The organism is Methylobacter sp. Wu1 (genome assembly GCF_036553575.1).
In the GTDB taxonomy this organism is placed as follows: domain Bacteria; phylum Pseudomonadota; class Gammaproteobacteria; order Methylococcales; family Methylomonadaceae; genus Methylobacter.
Map to the genome: position 1 here is coordinate 47,665 of NZ_JAZHOC010000036.1, position 16,095 is coordinate 63,759.

The 16,095-nt window shown below is 48.0% G+C and carries 10 protein-coding genes; 4 read left to right on the plus strand and 6 right to left on the minus strand.

The features are described 5' to 3' along the window. Window positions 1–36 precede the first annotated feature (36 nt). From V2P20_RS04640 to V2P20_RS04665, 6 genes are read right to left on the minus strand one after another with little or no spacing between them, the layout of a single operon-like run. The gene (locus V2P20_RS04640; protein WP_331816590.1) at window positions 37–3,762 is read right to left on the minus strand and encodes a glycosyltransferase; all 3,726 of its coding nucleotides are present in this window, start codon (window positions 3,760–3,762) and stop codon (window positions 37–39) included. Next, window positions 3,762–5,360, minus strand: a complete 1,599-nt coding sequence (locus tag V2P20_RS04645; RefSeq protein ID WP_331816592.1) for an FkbM family methyltransferase — start codon at window positions 5,358–5,360, stop codon at window positions 3,762–3,764. The genes V2P20_RS04640 and V2P20_RS04645 overlap by 1 nt, the downstream gene beginning before the upstream one ends. Beyond that, on the minus strand, window positions 5,357–6,607 hold the full coding sequence (locus V2P20_RS04650) for an ABC transporter ATP-binding protein (RefSeq protein ID WP_331816594.1): 1,251 nt from the start codon (window positions 6,605–6,607) through the stop codon (window positions 5,357–5,359). Before V2P20_RS04650 ends, V2P20_RS04645 begins: the two co-directional genes overlap by 4 nt. Beyond that, window positions 6,604–7,398: an ABC transporter permease gene (locus V2P20_RS04655; RefSeq protein ID WP_331816595.1), complete on the minus strand. Its 795-nt coding sequence runs from the start codon at window positions 7,396–7,398 to the stop codon at window positions 6,604–6,606. Before V2P20_RS04655 ends, V2P20_RS04650 begins: the two co-directional genes overlap by 4 nt. Then, window positions 7,398–8,765 carry a phosphomannomutase CpsG gene (locus tag V2P20_RS04660; protein WP_331816596.1) on the minus strand — a complete coding sequence of 456 codons (1,368 nt, stop codon included), beginning with the start codon at window positions 8,763–8,765 and terminating at the stop codon, window positions 7,398–7,400. Before V2P20_RS04660 ends, V2P20_RS04655 begins: the two co-directional genes overlap by 1 nt. Beyond that, complete coding sequence (locus V2P20_RS04665; protein WP_331816598.1) at window positions 8,762–10,198, minus strand: mannose-1-phosphate guanylyltransferase/mannose-6-phosphate isomerase; 1,437 nt, start codon at window positions 10,196–10,198, stop codon at window positions 8,762–8,764. The genes V2P20_RS04660 and V2P20_RS04665 overlap by 4 nt, the downstream gene beginning before the upstream one ends. Window positions 10,199–10,873: 675 nt before the next feature. Here V2P20_RS04665 and V2P20_RS04670 point away from each other — a divergent pair. From V2P20_RS04670 to V2P20_RS04685, 4 genes are read left to right on the plus strand one after another with little or no spacing between them, the layout of a single operon-like run. Further along, window positions 10,874–11,860 carry a glycosyltransferase family 2 protein gene (locus V2P20_RS04670; RefSeq protein ID WP_331816600.1) on the plus strand — a complete coding sequence of 329 codons (987 nt, stop codon included), beginning with the start codon at window positions 10,874–10,876 and terminating at the stop codon, window positions 11,858–11,860. A gap of 1 nt (window position 11,861) precedes the next feature. After that, complete coding sequence (locus V2P20_RS04675; RefSeq protein ID WP_331816602.1) at window positions 11,862–12,497, plus strand: class I SAM-dependent methyltransferase; 636 nt, start codon at window positions 11,862–11,864, stop codon at window positions 12,495–12,497. A gap of 10 nt (window positions 12,498–12,507) precedes the next feature. Continuing rightward, window positions 12,508–13,398, plus strand: coding sequence for a hypothetical protein (locus tag V2P20_RS04680; protein WP_331816604.1), 891 nt, complete (start codon window positions 12,508–12,510; stop codon window positions 13,396–13,398). Beyond that, window positions 13,388–15,961 (plus strand): hypothetical protein, encoded by a 2,574-nt coding sequence (locus tag V2P20_RS04685; RefSeq protein WP_331816606.1) that lies wholly within the window; start codon window positions 13,388–13,390, stop codon window positions 15,959–15,961. The genes V2P20_RS04680 and V2P20_RS04685 overlap by 11 nt, the downstream gene beginning before the upstream one ends. Window positions 15,962–16,095 lie beyond the last annotated feature (134 nt).

The window sequence follows — 16,095 nt, forward strand, 5'->3', positions numbered from 1 at the left end:
AGGATGTATAAATAATATTTTTTATAAGCGTTTTATTTAATTCTTGGGCTGTAAAGTGGGCAAAATTTTGGCCATAAGCTGCTGTACACTACCTTTCCAAGTCAACCACTCCATCCCTTCTGCACTTGGCGATTTGCCTTGGGCGTTCAAACTCAGCCATGAAACAAGTGCCTTTTTAATAGAATCAGCCTTCTGGCCTTTGAAGTAGTATGCATGATCGCCAGCTACCTCGCGAAATACTGGAATATCCCGCGCAATAATAGGCAATTTATGTTGCGCAGCTTCAATGAGAGGCAAACCAAAACCTTCACCTTCACTAGCGGCAATCAAACACGTACTGACTGCGTAGATTTTTTCTAAGTATTCGTCGCTGATACCATCTAACCAAAATAGATTCTTCCCCAGCCTAGGGTGATGACGCAAGCGATCTACCAGTGAATCCATTTTCCAGCCTTGTTTGCCGACGATAACCAGATTCACTTCGATACCCTGCGACCATACTTTTTCAAACGCGTCGAGTGTTTGAATGTGCCCTTTGCGGGGCTCCAGTGTGCCGACCATTAAGAAACTCGGATAAGCGCTAATGGCGTTTAACACCAGCTTAGTGTCATCCGGCATACCTTTCGATGGCATCGAAGCATTTATATCCGCTCCCAAATGAAACCAGTCTATTTTAAAAGGGCGTCGAAGGACTGTTCTGCTCATCTTGTGCCATGCCGCTAATTCATCTGCTACAGCCTTGGATATGCATATGGCATTACCGACTTCGGCAAGCACCTCTAGCCAATCATGGTGCAGTTGCTCGACCGCATCAGGAAATGCCTTAGGTAATAAAATCGGCAGAAGGTCATAAACTGTAAACCAGATTTGTACTCCATGATTCCGCATTTGCTCGAAATCTGCTCGGCGAGAAATGACTAGATGAGACAAATCGAGGCAGAGAAACATGTCGCCTGCATGATACTCAATGAAGTCATCCTCTAGAGAGGGCTCGGATATGCCAAGGAAATTGAGAGCAAAGCAGCGTGCATAGCGATAGCCTTGATCTGTAGAGGCATAGACTGGCTCCACCCGATAACCATCAGGCGGATTGATAAGCAATTCTTTCAGAATACTGCGTACTACACGCTGAATACCGCTTTTTAAATCATATTGCACCAGTTCCGAGACATCCACCAGCAACTGTCGCGGAGCAATCCGGGGCTGAATAACAAGAGCCATTGCTTCCGCCAACGAAATCCATGATTGTGCTTCTTTTGGCGCCGACTCAAGGTGAGCCAATGCATGGGATAACGCAGACACGCCGGTATGCTCCGCTCTGTATGTTGTCTCGATTGCCTCCGCATAGAGATCGGCGCAGGCTCGAGGCGCATGATGTTCAAGAATAATCTCTCGCGCCTTTGCCCCCAGTTGATGCCGATATGCAGGATCACGCCATAGAGTTTCCAACGCTGCTATCAATGCCGTATCATCAAATTCATCCGCTAGCTTCAACACTCCGTCATCCGGCAAATCCGCCATACTACCATTGGCATTGACGATAGTTGGAAGACCGTAATTCATACAGTCCAGCACGGTTCCCGACGTTTCACCACGGGATTGTGTACGCAATTGCACGCCAACATCGGCCGCCGAAAGATAATGACGAAAAGTATCGGCATCTGCCCAGCCGGTGATGCGTATACGCTTGTCCAAGCCGCTGCGGCGTATCGTGGCAACGAGGTCCGTTCCGTAATCACCGCTGTGATTTTCTCCGACAAACACCAACACGCAATTGGCGTTTTTCGCCAACGTCGAGGCTAGCCACGCATTGAGCAAGCGGTGGTTCAGCTTGATTGGTCCCAGCAAACCAAAACTGCACACCACAAAATCATCATTGCTTAATTTTAATCGGCTACGTGCTTCCGCTCGAGCAATATTAAATCTTGGGACTCTCAGATGTGGAACAATGGCCCAATCATTTGCCACATCTTTACCATACCAATGGGTTGCCAGTCGCCTGGAGTTTTCGGAATGTACAATCACACCCAGCGCACTCTGAAGCACTCCAAGGTTGCACGGATAATGCCAAACTGCTTCTGCATTGTCAGATGCATGAAAATGTTTCTGCACAGCCGCATAGCCATGACTTCGGTAAAGAGCTTTCACCCAAGAATTAGGCTGATAACCGACGAACTCCATGTGCGCTATAATACTTGACAAGAAAAAGTCATGAAGAACAACAATGCCCGGCACATCTTCTAATAAACTGAACATGTGTTGATGGAAATGTGAGTTACCAAAATGGTAGAGCACCCGATCGTAACGATCTGAATGAGCCCTAAACCACTCCACACTACGTAACGGGCAATTGGCTTTGATCCACTGATCGGATACCGCTTCTTGCGCTATAATTACATCGATATCGTAGTGCCGAGAAAGCTCGGGCAGAAGCTCGGCGCTGTAATCACTTATGCCGCTCCGCTCTGGAGGCAATGGCGATACATACGCCAGTTTAGGACGGCGAACTGATATGACATTTGGCAACGATTGACTAATCTCTTTATCATGCAATATTTCAAATGCAGTGATTGCCTGTCGCGCGCAAACATCCCAAGAGAAGAGTTTAGCCTGCTCCAGCCCATGCCGCTCCAGTTCCAACCGAAAGGCGTCATTAGTAAGCACTTCTTCAAGTTTTTCAGCGATTGCCTCGTCACACATCGGGTCAAATAATGCATCGTCTCGCCCAATTACCTCCGGCAAGCTGGAAGTATTAGCGCCGATCACCGCCCTGCCGCAAGACATGGCTTCCAATGCGGGTAAGCCAAAGCCTTCATGCCACGACGGGAATACAAATGATTTGCACAAATTGTAGAGCGCCAACAAATCTTCTTCAGGCACAAATCCTGTCAGCACTAGCTCATCAGACTTCAGCCCTTGTTCCTTAGCCAGCTTCTCAAGCGAGTCTCGACTTTGTGGCTGAATAGAACAGACAATGGCAAGTTGATGAACAGTGCGGATTGCTTTGGGCAGCATTGCATAGGCGCGAATAAGACCTTCTATATTCTTGCGGTGGTCAATGCCTCCTGTATACATCACGAATGGCCGATTTAAACCGTAACGCTGACGAATCTCCTGTTCTCTCTCGCAATTAATTTGTTGCGGTTGAAATTGCGGATCAGCGGCCGTTGAGATATTAACGCATGTCTCACCCGGAAAACCGAGGTATCGAATTCCTTCTTGCCGGGATGATTCAGAAATGGCGAGCAACAAATCTGCCCGTCGCAAATGGTCGAGTTTATTCTCATACCAGGATTCAACCACTGGATTTTCTAGATAAGGCCGACGCTGAATCAATGGGATCAAGTCGTATAGAACCACTGCCGTTGGTATGATGCGGCTTAGAATTCCGACGCTAGTTACAGCATCATCACCTAATCCTTCAAACAAACTGCTGACAAGGACGATATCCGGCTTAAGACTAGCTAAAAAAGCCTCGCGAACCAATTCAGCGCTGCGGCGACGCCAATCATTCTCATTATTCGAGCTACACACCGGACCGGGCATCTGCCAGACACGGATGTTTTCTTGCGGCACCAAATCCTCGAACGCAGCACGTATCGTTTCAATCGTGTCGGGGAATAAGCCATTGAGAGTGAGAAATATGTCATGCTCGGCACGATTGCGTGCAATAGCCTGCGTCAAAGAAAGAGTATAGCGACCAATGCCGCGATTTCGAGAGCCTGTAGATTGGGCTCCTTGCATATCAATCACAATGCGCATCAATTGTTCCTAGTATCAATAGATTTTTTGAGTTCAGCATAGATACGAGCGGCACGGGGCGAGAGGGTGTCTATTGACTCTTCTTGCATGTTTGATGAATACGTAGTCGCAACAGCACTCTGAGATTCAAAGCTAAAGGAGTGACCCGCTCTCGATGTCATATTTCCACCAGCTATTAAGCCCGATCTCGTGGCTAATAGGCGCAGGTGTTGTTTAAGGCGAGGGTATTTAGCAAGCTTACTTAATGCACGATTTTTTATACTAGGATTATTGAGGCTCTTGCGCATAGCCCATACCAATAAAAGCTTGGCCATACGCTTGGGCAGGCGAATGGCCCATTCTATTATGCGTGCAGGTAAAGCCAGTGACCATTTAGCAATTTGCATAGTTTTACGCAATGGCCAGGTAAGACGCCAGAATGTGCTGGCATAAATGCGTTGATGTTCCTGGCTGAGTTCATGAACTTTGGCATTAGCTTCATCTAGATTACCTTGCAGCCATTGAGCATGGGCTTGTAGCCGAGCATTATGTTCGTTGGCTGCGTTAAACTCATTTTGCAGCCATTGAGTATGAGCTTGTAATTGAGTGTTATGTTCATTGGCTGCTTTTAGCTCAGAGACAAGATGCCCATTTCTCTGCTGATCAGATGCAAGCTGTGCTTCTAACTGCCCCATGCTCCTGCTTAGTTCTTCGATCCGCTGCCTTGCAGTATCCCATCCATTTTGTAGCCATTGAGCGTGGGTTTGCAATTGAGTATTATGATTGTTTGCCGCATCCCATTCGTTTTGTAGCCATTGGGCATGGGCTTGCAATTGAGTATTATGTTCATTGGCAGCATTAATTTGAGCTGCTGATGCTTGTTCACTTGCCTGATGTGCTGCTATCAGCCCTTGGCACAATGTTGAGCTTGCCAAGCCGCTTAGTTCTACACGATCAAATACATTGGGTGGAGAAGAAAACGCTTCAGCAAGTTCGGCATGCTCTCTGGCTACATAAAAACGGTTGAGCCCATCAAAATAGACAAACTGATACTCAGCCGCTGTTAAAACGGGTTCCCAGCTTGTATAGCCAGTTTCTGGTGAACTAGGAATGGTAGCTTCTACAACCATAACCCAAGGGCGCAAAACTTGGCTGTCCCAGCCTTTGAGTACTTGTTCTTCAAGCCCTTCAACATCGATTTTTAGCCAATGGACATCTTTACCCATTAGCGACTCAGTTGCTGTTTTCAATGTTAAAACAGGCACTTGGATACGTTGAGGCACATAGCCTCTCTCAATCCGATGGAGCTGCGCGTACTCATCCACAGCGGTGCTTAAACCCGTATCAGGAATGACATTAAGTTCAAGCATACCTTCGACATCTGCCAATGCCACTTGCAACACCGTTTCATCAGGTCTGTCTTTTCGCAAAAGCTCAGCATAGGCGGGAACTGGCTCAATGTGAATACCGTGCCAACCATGCTCATAAAAGGCCTTGCTGACAGAATCAACTACAGGATGCTGTGCGCCTACATCAACATAAACACCATTTTGCACATGCTTGAGCGCACGCCAAAGCATCACATCTTCAAAATTTTGAGCATATGAGACAAAACTCATTGAGCATATTCCTCTTGCTGGCGAAAGATGGAAAACTGAGCATCAAGCCAGTTACTACCGATGAAATATTCTTGATTCATATTGATTACATCAAACACAAGAAGGTTATCCACCCATTCATAGTTATCGGTTAGATGTGTATCAGAGCTAACCAATGCCGGGGATACAGAGTAAGAACCCGGCCCTAAGGTGCAAGTAAAAGGCAATCTGAAGACAACTGTCTCGCCAGGTTTGACATCCTTTTGTATTTGGCGCGTGTGCCATGTATTGGTACCCCATATTACATGGCCTTGTTTATCGCGGATCATGTAGCCAAGAACCAGATTGGGGATATCTGCATGAACGGATGCTTCTAACCGCAGTTCCACGGCTTGCCCGACTTGGGCAGCGGCTAACTCGTCGCCTGAAGCGGCATCCAGCAACTGAAGCTTTTTAACGCGTGCCTCGCCGGTACCACTTTTGGTCAACAACCAGCCATTTTTTTCACGACGCTGTTCGACATTCAGATTGGCGTTTTCTTTTTCGGCGATAAGTGCGTTGTAATAATCGACGACTTCGTCAGGTTGACCGTCTTTGAGCACACGCCCTTTATCCAGCAAAATGACACGATCACACAAGGTACGCACATCCCCCATACTGTGGGTAACGAGCATGATGGAAACGCCCTCATCTCGGAACTGACGCATACGATCAAAGCTCTTGTGCTGAAAGTAACTATCACCCACTGACAGCGCCTCATCCACAATGAGCAGGTCAGGTTTAAAAGCCGTTGCCACGCTGAATGCCACGCGCATTTGCATACCGCTGGAGTAAGTGCGCACAGGCTGGTCAAAATACTCCCCGACTTCGGCAAAGTCTTCGATTTCAGGCATTGCCCGTTCAATTTCAGCCTGGCTGTATCCCATGAGCCCAGCGGAATGATAGGCGTTCTGCCGCCCCGTCAAATCAGGGCTGAAGCCCATGCCCAGCTCCAGGATTGCCGCCACGCGCCCACACACCTGGGCTTGGCCTTGCGTAGGGCTGGTAGTGCCGGTAATGAGCTTGAGCAGAGTACTTTTGCCGGCACCATTCTGGCCGACGATGCCTACAGCCTCGCCAGGGCCAATGGAAAAACTCACATCTTTGAGAACCCAGTGCTCCTCGCGTGGCGCGATGAATGGAAAAAACCACGAAGCCATCCGCCGCCATTCGCTGCCCCACTGGCGGTAGGACTTTCCCAGATTTTGTACGTGCAGTTCACCACTCATAGTTGGTCCACCATTTCAGGACTGGCTTTGCGAAACAAAAACAGAGCAAAAGCGAGCAGAATCATTGCGATAAGAGCGATTACGCCTAAACCGGCCCAATCAGGGGCATGGTTATACAAAAGTATATTTTGATAGCCCGTGATGATGGGAATCAGCGGATTAAACTCAAGCCAGTTTCGGTATTCTTCCGGGATAATATTTGCCATGTAAACAATAGGGGTGAACCAGAACAGAAATTGCATAATGACGGGCACGATCTGTCCGATATCGCGCATAAAGACGTTGAGCACGCCCAAGGCCAGACCCAGCCCGAGCGCCAGTGCGATATTGACTACCATGAGCACAGGCAGCCAAAAAACCTCTACGCCGGGCATGTGCCCCAGCGCACCGAAAATCGCCAAAATGGCGGCAAAGAGCAAGGTATTGTTGACTAAAGCACTGCCGGTAACGATAAGCGGCAAGGCAATCTTCGGGAATACCAGTTTCTTGAGGAGATTGCCGTTATCGATAAACAGCGTCAAGCAACGATTAACGATTTCAGCAAACAAAGACCAGCCCAAAGTACCCGACATCAGGTAAATGGCATAAGCGTATTGATTATCGATGCCGGGCAGCTTGGCCGACAACACGGCCGACAACACAAAGGCAAAAATAAGCACCTGCGAAAGCGGGTGCAGAATCATCCAAAGGCCGCCCAATTTACTGCGTATGAATTTAGTCTGTAATTCAGTTTTAATGGATGAAAAAATAAAAAAGCGATAACGCCAAGCGGCAGACAGCATTCCGAACATCAAGCGTTTTTCCGGATAAGTGATTCAACTTCAGCAAGCCGTTCCTGTACGGCTGATGGATTGGATCGGGTTTCAATATTCAAGCGCAGCAACGGTTCAGTGTTTGAACTGCGCAAATTAAGTCGCCAATCGGCAAATTCCAGGCTGAGACCGTCAGTCGTGTCTGTGAGTGCGTGTGAATCAGCATAGTAATCGCGTACTGCCTGCAACGCCGCTTCGGCATCAGCAACTGTGTAATTGATTTCGCCACTGCACGGATAGGCCTGAATACGTTCGCCCACCAGTTGCGACAAAGGTTTGCCGCTATGACAGATCAATTCGGCTACCAGCAGCCAGGGTATCATGCCGCTATCGCAGTAGGCAAAATCACGGAAGTAGTGATGAGCGCTCATTTCGCCGCCATAGATGGCATTTTCAGCGCGCATGCGTTCTTTAATAAAAGCATGCCCGGTTTTGGACTGGACGGGAATACCGCCTGCGCACGTCACAACGTCAATCGTATTCCAGGTCAGGCGCGGGTCATGGATGATTTTTTCGCCGGGGTGCTTAGCCAGAAAAGCGGCCGCCAAAAGGCCGACGATGTAATAGCCTTCAATAAATTCGCCGTTTTCATCGAACAAGAAGCAGCGGTCGAAATCACCGTCCCAGGCAATGCCCATATCGGCTCGATGGTCTTTGACAGCCTGCGCCGTCGCGGCGCGGTTTTCCGGCAGCAAGGGATTGGGAATGCCGTTCGGAAAAGTGCCGTCGGGCTGATGGTTAACTTTGATAAACATAACCGGCACGCCCTGTTGCTTGAATACTGACTCTATCGCGTCAATAACATGGCCGGCCGCGCCATTGCCGGCATTGACGACCAGTTTAAGCGGTTTCAATGCGGCGGTATCGATATAGGTCAGCAAATGGGCCACATAGGGGGCAAGAACGGATTGTCGGGTCAGTGTGCCTCGCCCGGCTGCCGGTTCAAACTGATTAGCTTCGGCCAGCGCCTGAATAGCCTTCAGCCCCGTATCGCCGCTGATAGGCTGAGCATTGCGGCGCACCAGCTTCATGCCGTTATAATCCATGGGATTATGACTGGCGGTCACTTCGATGCCGCCGTCAACATCCAGATGGAACGCGGCAAAGTACACTTCTTCGGTGCCGGTCATGCCGATATCGATCACATCGGCGCCGCCATCCATCAAGCCATTGGCCAGAGCCTGCTTGAGAGGCTCGCTGGTGAGGCGAATATCACCTCCGACAGCAACCCGCTTGGCGCCTAGATGTTGCGCATAGGCGCGGCCAATGCGGTAGGCGATTTCTTCATTGAGCTCTTCGCCCAAACGCCCGCGAATATCGTAGGCTTTAAAACAAGGTAACTTCATGATGCAACCCGACCATATTTATCATCGAAACGGACGATATCATCCTCGCCCAGATATTCACCGCTCTGCACTTCAATCATGATCAGATTGACTACCCCCGGATTTTCCAGGCGGTGCTTGTGACCGGCTGGAACACATATAGACTCGTTAGTATTGACGAATAGTTCTCGATCACTATTGACCACTTTCGCCATGCCGCTGACCACAATCCAGTGTTCGCTGCGGTGGTGATGCAATTGCAAGCTGAGGCTGGCGCCCGGCTTGACTTCGATTCGCTTGATCTTGAAGCGCGGTCCTTCTTCCAGAACGGTGTAAGTCCCCCAGGGGCGATATACGGTCCTGTGGAGTTTATGGGCTTCGTGACCTTGGGTTTTAAGGCCGGCATAAAGATGTTTGACATCCTGGGCACGATCGCGGTCCGCAACCAACAGCGCGTCCGGCGTATCGATAACGATCAGATTGTTGACGCCCACGGCGCCGATAATGCGTCCATTGCTTTTAATATAGCAGTTGCTCACATCATGCAGCAGCGCTTCGCCTTCAATGCGGTTGCCTCGCGCATCGGGCTCGGACAGATCGCCCAGTGCGCTCCAGGAACCGATGTCGCTCCAGCCGATGCTGCAGGGCACGACCGCAACATTGCCGGATTTTTCCATCACCGCATAATCAATGGAATCGTCGGGCACTGGATCAAAGGCTTCCGGATTGAGCTCGACCTGCGTAAAGCCTTTGCCTTCGGCCCTGCGGGATTGCTCCATGCAGGCGCGGACAGCGGACAATATCGCCGGGCAATGTTGTTCCATTTCATGTATCAGCGTACCGGCGGCAAAGCAGAACATACCCGAATTCCAGAAATAGCGACCTGATTCGACATATTCCCTGGCTTTATCGAGGCTGGGTTTCTCTACAAAACGCAGGACGGCATTGCCTTCGGCTTCAATATAACCGTAGCCGGTTTCAGGTGCTTCGGGCCGAATGCCGAAAGTGACAAGCTTGCCCTGCTGCGCAAGCTGCTTGGCCTGCGCCACGGCCTCGGCAAAAGCCGGCTGATCAACAATCAGATGGTCGGCGGCCAACACCAGCAAAAGAGCGTCTTGCCCATGGGTTTTCGCTACTTGCAGCGCAGCTGCGGCGATAGCCGGAGCCGTATTGCGGCCAAAGGGCTCCAGGATGAAGCTATTGCCAAGATGTTTATAAGTGCTGCCGGCCACTTGGCGATACTCGTCCTCGGTTTTGAAGAAAAGATCGCGATTGGTAACCGTAAGCACTTCGGCCACTCCCGGCAACGCCGCGCCGCGCAGCCAAGCCTTCTGTAGAAGACTTTGCCCATCGGCCAGACGAATGAAGGGTTTGGGATGCGACTCCCGGGAAACAGGCCAAAGACGTGATCCTGCACCGCCACATAGTATCGTTGGTATTATTTTTAAACCCATTTTTTTCTAAATTTTTTAGATGGCTCTGCAATGTCTGTACCCCACACGGCACATAAAACATGGCGCTTAACTAATTGATTTTCCATCAATACTACAAGTCGAGCATTTCCAACCAAAGTAATGAATTTAACTGTGAAATTCGACTGAGAAATATTGAAACCCAAAAGCAGCGGCAGATAGGACCTTGCATTATACCTTTAGAAGAAGAAAGCGAGCAATAACCCTGAGGCTGTGAAACAGGATTGCCTCAATTAAAAAACGGAGCGCATTATTTGTTAGAAAAACTTTACAATTACAAAGAGACATACGCAATAAATTTGCTCTATGGATTTTATCTTTGCAATATTTGCAATATCTGCAATCTTTATAATTTTGCCAAATGATATACAGGATCAATCAAGCTAATAAATGTCACACTGAACAGCTCAGGCATCGGTGCATTCATCATAAACAAACACCAAAAGTCAGGCGACCTTTAATGCCTTACACTCTCGCAATAAAAAACGCATCATTCTAAAATACCCATAATTACTGCCTCCCAGGAGCTATTTGCCGCCTATTTCGCAAAAGATACCCTTTTATTAAAATCGTATGAAAAGAATGACGTACATTCTCCCGTATATTATGATTAACGGCTATTTTTGACAAAAGCAATAAAAAGCCAAGGCAATTCCGTTGAAATTAATCATTCAAATCCCGTGCTTCAATGAGGCGAAAACTCTTTCCATTGCTTTATCGGCATTACCCCGCACAGTCCCTGGTTTTGATACTGTCGAATGGCTGGTTATCGATGACGGCAGCCAGGACGATACCGTCAAAGTCGCGCGTGAGTGTGGCGTGGATCATGTGGTGCGCCATACCCGCAACCAGGGACTGGCACGCGGCTTCATGACCGGACTGGACGCCTGCCTGCGCCTGGGCGCGGATGTCATCGTCAATACCGATGCCGACAACCAGTACAACGCCGACGATATTCCGGCACTGGTCGCGCCCATTCTTGAGCATCGGGCCGATATCGTGGTCGGCGCACGCCCGATTGAAACCATAGAACACTTTTCCCCCATCAAAAAGATGCTGCAGAAACTGGGCAGTTGGGTGGTACGCGTAGCCAGCAATACCGACATCCCCGACGCCCCCAGCGGTTTCCGCGCCATGAGCCGCGCAGCCGCACAACGCCTGATGGTGTTCAACAACTATACCTATACATTGGAAACCATCATCCAGGCCGGCCAGAAGAATATGGCCATCACCTCGGTCCCCGTTCGAGTGAATGAGGATCTGCGTCCTTCACGACTGGTAAAAAGCATTCCTTCTTACATCAAGCGCAGCATTGCCACTATCATTCGTATTTTTATCATATATCGGCCGTTCCGGTTTTTCGGGACGATTGGCGCGATACTATTTGGCGCGGGCTTCCTGATCGGATTGCGGTTCCTGTTGAATTACCTGAGCGGAGAGGGCGCAGGACACGTTCAGTCCCTGATTCTGGCCGGTGCCTTGCTGGCGATGGGATTTCAAGCCATATTGGTGGCGTTCCTGGCCGATTTGCTGGCGGCGAACCGCAAACTGCTGGAGGATGTTCGGTTCAGGCTGAAGTCAGGAGGAGAAGCTGACGCGGGACTCGATCGGACAACAGAACATTATCCTCATAAGGAGCATTAAAATGAAAATTTCCGGCGGACTGCAAGAAGATGGAATCGTGGTAGGCAATGCGTACGATAAATATGGATCAAAAAATCCTGTCGTGCGCTGGCTCATGAAAGGATTTGCCGACGCGCTTTCCAGTCTGGTTATCAAAGTGAAGCCAGAAACCATCCATGAGATCGGATGTGGTGAAGGTTACTGGGTTTTGGATTGGAACCAGCAAGGCATCAAGGCGCGCGGCAGTGATTTCTCTGAAAAGGTTATAGGCCTTGCGCATGAAAACGCAAAGAACCGAGGCATATCGCCCAGCATTTTTGCTGCTCGCAGCATTTATGACATAGAGCCGGAGCGCGATAGTGCCGACCTCATTGTGTGCTGCGAGGTACTTGAACATCTTGAGCGACCAGAGGCCGGATTGGCCGCACTTCAGCGAGTCGCAACCGATTATGTCATTTTAAGCGTGCCTCGCGAACCGATCTGGTGTGCTCTCAACTTGGCCAGAGGAAAGTATCTGACGAGCCTGGGCAATACACCGGGCCATATTCAGCACTGGTCTACCAAGACATTCATTGATCTCGTGAGCCATTACTTCGATATCGTCGAAGTCAAAACACCGCTACCCTGGACCATGTTGCTCTGCCGAGTAAAACATTAGATTGCCCTGTATGCATTTTTCCCTGAAACACTGGCTCCACATTGTAGGTGGAACATTTGGCCTGCTCGGCGTGGTGTTCGTTGTCATGCGGCTGAATACCTACATAGAACAGATCGACTTCACCCGTTTCGACACAACTGCCTGGTCGCTGTTGGGCTTGCTCGCGCTCATGTACGGCGCAGCCAATGTATTGCTGGCTCAGGCATGGTGGCACTTGCTGGCTTTTTTCAGTGTGGAAGTTGAGAGAAAATGGGCCGTAAAGACTTATGGTCTGTCGCAGCTTGCCAAGTATGTACCCGGCAATATATTTCACTTGGCAGGCCGGCAAGCCCTGGGCATGGCTGCCGGCCTGCCAGCCGGCGCACTAGCCAAGTCAACCCTATGGGAATTGGGGCTAATTGCTACGGCCGGTGCGATCTTCGGTCTCCTTGCTACTCCGCTGGTATGGCCAGAATTATCAATACCTGCCTCTATAGGAGCATTTGGCTGGATATCAGCATTGGTAATCATTAGCCTGCATTGGATCCTTTCTCCTTCTGCCAGTGCTGCATTAATCTGGCAAATCATTTTTCTGACTATATCGGGCTCAGTATTCATTGGAGCCTTGTTCCTTGTTACACCACCAATTACCACCTTTTCTACTTTTTCCGTTTTATGTGGCTCTTATGTGATTGCCTGGCTTGCGGGGCTAGTTACCCCGGGCGCTCCGGCCGGTGTGGGAGTACGGGAGCTGGTGTTGCTGTTTCTGCTCAAAGGCATGATGTCAGAGTCTGATTTGTTACTGGCAATAGTGTTGGGACGGATGATAACGGTGGCAGGGGATTTATTGTACTTCACTCTGTCTGGTTTTATTTCAACAGCATCGTTTGACGTTAATTATGAGGAAGGAATTGAAAAATAAAAAGGCTGCAATGCCTTCATACCTGATCATTGTCCTAATTCCACTGTTTTTTTTGTTTTACAGCAGAGAATATTCTGGTCCGGCATATCTCGCAGATGAGATTGGCTATCTCACAAAGGCTGCTTTTTTGGGGGGGCATGTTGTTGATGGGTCATCTAGTTATCATGGCGGATATTCGTTTTTTCTTGCCCCAGTTTTCGCTATTTTCGATTCGCCGAGCGTTGCCTGGTCAGGAGCAATGGTCATTAATGCGTTACTCTGGTTCGGCTCATTCTTTCTTCTAAATCAACTGCTAACTATATGGAACAGCGATATTTCAGGAGTTAGCCGATTTTTTGCGCTTTTGGTCTCAGCCCTTTATCCAGCTTGGGTCACAATGTCTGGTTATGTTTTTCCGACAAGCGCATTTGTTTTTATTTTTCTTTGTTGCGTTATTACTTTAACAAAACGGCAGACGACCAATGCTCTCTCAATTGTTCCTCATAGTTTATGTGTTGGGTATTTATATTGGATTCATCCGACCGGACTGAGTGTAGCACTTGCATCATTTATTACAATATTCGCTACTGATCGCCTAGAGAAAAATTATCGAACGATTGTTATACATCTAAGTTTGGTTATTCTGTTGATTCTTCTTTATAAAAAAGGATTACATGCTTGGCTATCTGTAGCTATGACACCAGATGGGTACTCGGTGCATGAACATTACCCAAGTGTTTCGTCATTTTATAACAAAATAACTGAACCTCACCTATGGGTAGATCTTACAGCAAAATTATTAGGTCAAATATCTTATATAACAATTTCAAGTTTTGGATTGGCGTTATTTGGCTTAGTTATTTGTTTCAATAAAGGAATAACATTATTCTCATCTCGATACGGCAATGATAGTCATGTAATTTCCACGATTTCATTGTTCATGGCTTTGTCTTTATTTTTTGTTGTGTGTATCGGTGCCGCAATGTTTGCTGCTGAAGGTGTAACACGCATAGATCACTGGATTTATGGACGATATGTTGACGGGACTGTATTACCAGTTCTCACAGTGGGTTTTCTTGCATTGCGCCAATCGAAGATAAAGTCAGTTGTTATATTAGTGGCTATTATGACAATCTCAGGCGCGGAATATTTGATTGAAATGCTGAATATATCAGGGCCGGAAAACAATCTTGTCAATACCCCGGCATTCTGGCCGCAGTATGTTATTGATAACGTAAATTTTCCTAGATGGATTATGGCTGGCTCTATCGGTATCCTATGTGTTGTTATCTTAGGTGAGTATGCCGCTGTACCATTGATGATTGGCTCATTTATTCTTTCTTCGACTGCTCAAATGGAATGGCACAAAAATATATTGTCTGGTCATAGTAAGCCTACTTCTATCGTTGATGTAATTAGAATAAATTTTTCGCCGGGCACGTGTATCGGCTTTGATGAGAAATTCTCTCCTGAATTATCATTGTTTCAGCTCGAGCGTTATAGTCTTTATTCGTTTTATCTTTATAATTATGGTTACAGGCGGATTACCGCTGATGAGTGGAAAACTAATTGCGATGGTCCCTTACTTACATACAATCCCCAGCAATTTATCGGGAGTACTTCAGAGCATATGATTGGTAAGGAGCATGCTTCTAACCTGTTTCTGGTAGTGAAAGATAGCAATAAACAAGTTGAAATCCCTAAGAGTATTCGGTCGCGTAACGATGTATCGTATGCTGCTTCCCGAAATGCCCATTGTCTTTTATCAGGTTGCTTTTTTATCAAGGCTGATGAACTCGCTAAATTTTCCCAGGTCGGCGTTATTCAAGACAATCAGCTCTCTAGCTCAGGGAAGACGGGATATCTGTTCTATGGTCCATATCGTAAGCTTGATAAGGGATCTTATTACCTAATTGTACACGGAGATTTTTTTGGTGGGGATACCGCTGTTATTGACATTGCGAGTGATCGAGGAAGAAAAGTTCATTACGAAGGGAAGCTATGTAATGCTGGATGCTTGACCCGTGAAGTGCGGGTACCGTTTGAGTTAGAGGAACAGATTATGGATCTTGAGATCAGGCTGCATATTGACGATATCGATCAAGTATCAATTGATGGGTACGAAATTGTTAGTACTGAAGACCCCCCCCTTCCTAGACTCCCCGCACTTCAATTTTTTGGACTATCACTCAATGTATTACCTAGGGCAGTGGGTCAAATAAAAAATAACGCAATTGTTTCAGATGGGCGCCCTGGCTATCTTGCATTTGGCCCGTACAAACCTATTGCGGCAGGAAAATATAAACTCATCCTTCATGGCAAGTGTGAAAAATCGAACTCGCCATTGGTGGATGTAGTTTCTAGCCGGGGCGCTGTCCAGCATGGGATATTTGCATTGAAACCGACAGTACATGATAAAAGAGTACTAGCGGAAGAGCAGATTCAGCTTGATGCGCCCGTAGAAGACATCGAAATCCGTGTGTATGTTGGCGCAGAAGATGACGTAACTCTTGAAGGTTATGAACTCGTGCCCGTGGAAACCGAAGACCATTCAGCTTCACGTGAGCATAATCCTTTGAATTGACGGTTGCACTAACCGTAGCGTCCAAACCAAATTCTACGAATTTCCGGAAATTCAACTATAAAAGTTTGAACTCCGGACATTTCGCAGGATTAGCAAGCTCAGTAACAGCAACGTCTTTAAACATTGCCATCAAC

Coding starts and splice junctions, on each gene's coding strand:
- V2P20_RS04640 (WP_331816590.1), bottom strand. CDS start 3,762: ATGCGCATTGTGATTGATATGCAAGGAGCCCAATCTACAGGCTCTCGA.
- V2P20_RS04645 (WP_331816592.1), bottom strand. CDS start 5,360: ATGAGTTTTGTCTCATATGCTCAAAATTTTGAAGATGTGATGCTTTGG.
- V2P20_RS04650 (WP_331816594.1), bottom strand. CDS start 6,607: ATGAGTGGTGAACTGCACGTACAAAATCTGGGAAAGTCCTACCGCCAG.
- V2P20_RS04655 (WP_331816595.1), bottom strand. CDS start 7,398: ATGTTCGGAATGCTGTCTGCCGCTTGGCGTTATCGCTTTTTTATTTTT.
- V2P20_RS04660 (WP_331816596.1), bottom strand. CDS start 8,765: ATGAAGTTACCTTGTTTTAAAGCCTACGATATTCGCGGGCGTTTGGGC.
- V2P20_RS04665 (WP_331816598.1), bottom strand. CDS start 10,198: ATGGGTTTAAAAATAATACCAACGATACTATGTGGCGGTGCAGGATCA.
- V2P20_RS04675 (WP_331816602.1), top strand. CDS start 11,862: ATGAAAATTTCCGGCGGACTGCAAGAAGATGGAATCGTGGTAGGCAAT.
- V2P20_RS04680 (WP_331816604.1), top strand. CDS start 12,508: ATGCATTTTTCCCTGAAACACTGGCTCCACATTGTAGGTGGAACATTT.